Origin of the sequence: Clostridium sp. CAG:43 (assembly GCF_000434655.1) — a bacterium.
GTDB lineage: Bacteria > Bacillota > Clostridia > Lachnospirales > Lachnospiraceae > Otoolea > Otoolea fessa.
Window position 1 is genome coordinate 9,662 of record NZ_FR895118.1, and the last position, 2,555, is coordinate 12,216.

A 2,555-nucleotide genomic window follows, 5' to 3' on the forward strand; every position below is an offset into this window, starting at 1 on the left:
TTGTTGTCGCATTTATGCTGGCGATCCTGACGGCCTGCTTCCAGAACCGTTCTCTTTCCTTTGACCGGAAACTGGAGCTGATGGGGCAGGGCATCGGAGATAAGAACATCATCACCATGCTTCTCATCTTCCTGACAGCCGGAACCTTTGTCGGTGTCGTAGGACGAAGCAGTGCTGAAAGTGTTGCTTATCTGATGCTGTCTCTTATCCCGGCCCGTTTTTCCGTCGCCGTTCTCTTTGTGGTAGCCTGCTTTGTCTCTACCTCCATGGGAACCTCCGTCGGAACCATCACCCTGATCGTTCCCATTGCCGCTGCCGTATCTGAAACCTCCGGTTTCTCTCTGGCCCTTTGCGTTGCATCTGTCATCGGCGGTGCCATGTTTGGAGATAACCTCTCCTTCATCTCCGATACAACCATCGCAGCCTGCAACGGTCAGGGATGTGCTATGAAGGATAAATTCCGAGAGAACTTTGGCATCGCGCTTCCGGCGGCCATCGCTTCCCTGGCACTTATCCTGGTTGTCTCCTTCCATCAGGATCCGGGAGCTGCCATCATAAAACCATACAACCTGGTTCAGCTGATCCCTTATCTTCTGGTGTTGGCAGGCGGTATTGCCGGTATTCAGGTATTTGTCGTTCTGTTAGTCGGAATCGTATCCGGTGCCATCATTATGCTCGGCTCCGGCCAGACTACTCCCTGGGAAATGCTTACCAACATGGGGTCCGGTACTTCCGGCATGTTTGAGACCAGTATGGTTGCCATCTTAGTTGCCGCTATGTGCGCATTGATCCGTGAAAACGGCGGCTTTGATGTTCTTCTTAACGTCATTCACCGCATCTTCCGCGGAAAACGCGGCGGTCAGTTTGGTGTCGGCCTTTTAGTTACCCTGCTGGATATCGCAACTGCCAATAACACGGTGGCTATCGTTATGGCCAACCCTATTGCAAAGGAAATTTCCGAAGATTATGGCATCAGTGCCAGAAAGACAGCCTCCCTTCTGGACACCTTTTCCTGCATCTCCCAGGGAATCCTTCCTTACGGTGCTCAGATGCTGGTAGCATTATCGGCGGTCCATGAGCTGGGCTATGAACTGTCCGCCTTCGAGGTTATGCCGCTTCTGTTCTATCCGGGCATGCTGTTTATCAGCTCCTTAATCTGTATCTTTCTGCTTCCGGAGCGCGGAAACCGTGCCAAGGCAAAAAAATAACAGCGGAACCCTTTCCACTGCACACATAAACGCATTAAGACATAAAAAGAGCTGTCCGACTTTCTCGTCATCAGACAGCTCTTTTATGAAATATCCCGAAGTTTCACTATATAACCTCTCTTTCTTTTATATTTTGTTTTAAATGTGCTATGGACCTCTTCCTTTCATATGAATCTCCTCCTTTGATTACATGTATCTATGTAAACTCTTTTAGAGATTGTATGATGATGGATTCCATCGATACCGATTTTTATCTTTTTATTTATTGGATAAATTCGGTTTTTAAAACCATGATCATGTTTTTTAGTAACTAACTATCCCATTGGACCGTCCTCCTTGTTCCTTATTTCGTCCTAGAAACTATGGTAACCGTTTGTTGGGGTTATCTCTGTTTCTTTTGATGATTTTATTTTACTAGATAATTTTCATTTTGTCAAGCATTATTTCTAATTATTTTCCATATTTTTCTTTATTTATCTGATTATATTTTTGTAATTGTTGTGTATTTCTGTTTTATTTGTTTTGTTTCTAACTATTATCGCGCTTTACGATCGCGTTTTCTTGTATTTTTTGTTTTATAGGACGAAGTTTCCTATGACAAAAAAGAACCACCCCAAAAGAATATGCCGATACCGAACTACCTCTTCTGGAAATGGTTCTATTTTCTTCTATCTTCCCTAGTGGAACTGGAACACGATTCCGGCCACAGCCGCCACCACGATATAGAGGATCGGGTGCTTTTTCCATTTAACTAAGCCGTACCAGATCGCAAGCGCCAGTACGATCGCTTTCCAGTTGATGATGGAAAACAGCTCGGAAAACGCCAGGCTGCCATCCTCGCCGACATGGAGGAACGCTATCTTTGCCACGCCGATACCTGCTGCCGCAATCAGGGCGGTAGATGCCGCGCGCAAACCATAGAGGGCATTCTGTACGATCGAAGAGGATTTAAACTTATCGAGAATCTTCGAGATAATCACAATGATGATGACCGACGGCAGCACCAGTGAGAGAGGCGCTGCCAGTCCGCCGAGAATCCCTTTAATATGGAAGCCGACGTAGGTCGCCATGTTGACGCCCATCGGTCCCGGTGTGGACTCGGAGACAGCGATCATGTTGGAAATATCACTAAAAGTATACCATCCTGTCTCCTTGGAAATATTGTAAAGGAATGGCAGAGTCGCCAGTCCGCCGCCAATCGCAAACAGTCCGCAGCAGAAGAAGCGGAAGCCTAATTCAAGCATCAGCATCATTTCTTTTCCCCCTTTCCGCCCTTCAGTACAATCCCGATCGCACCCGCCACAACAACAAGAAGCGCCGGGGAAACCGATGTAAACAGTGCCAGTA

3 protein-coding genes are annotated in these 2,555 nt (G+C 46.9%); 1 reads left to right on the forward strand and 2 read right to left on the reverse strand.

The features are described from left to right. The coding region (locus QVO97_RS12505; RefSeq protein ID WP_288189775.1) for a Na+/H+ antiporter NhaC family protein at positions 1–1,208 on the forward strand (1,208 nt) is incomplete at its 5' end. A gap of 677 nt (positions 1,209–1,885) precedes the next feature. Here QVO97_RS12505 and QVO97_RS12510 read toward each other — a convergent pair. Next, the gene (locus QVO97_RS12510) at positions 1,886–2,461 is read right to left on the reverse strand and encodes a chromate transporter (RefSeq protein ID WP_022360649.1); all 576 of its coding nucleotides are present in this window, start codon (positions 2,459–2,461) and stop codon (positions 1,886–1,888) included. Beyond that, positions 2,458–2,555 (reverse strand): hypothetical protein (locus QVO97_RS12515; RefSeq protein WP_288189780.1); only part of this gene is annotated, 98 nt, incomplete at its 5' end. The genes QVO97_RS12510 and QVO97_RS12515, both read right to left, overlap by 4 nt.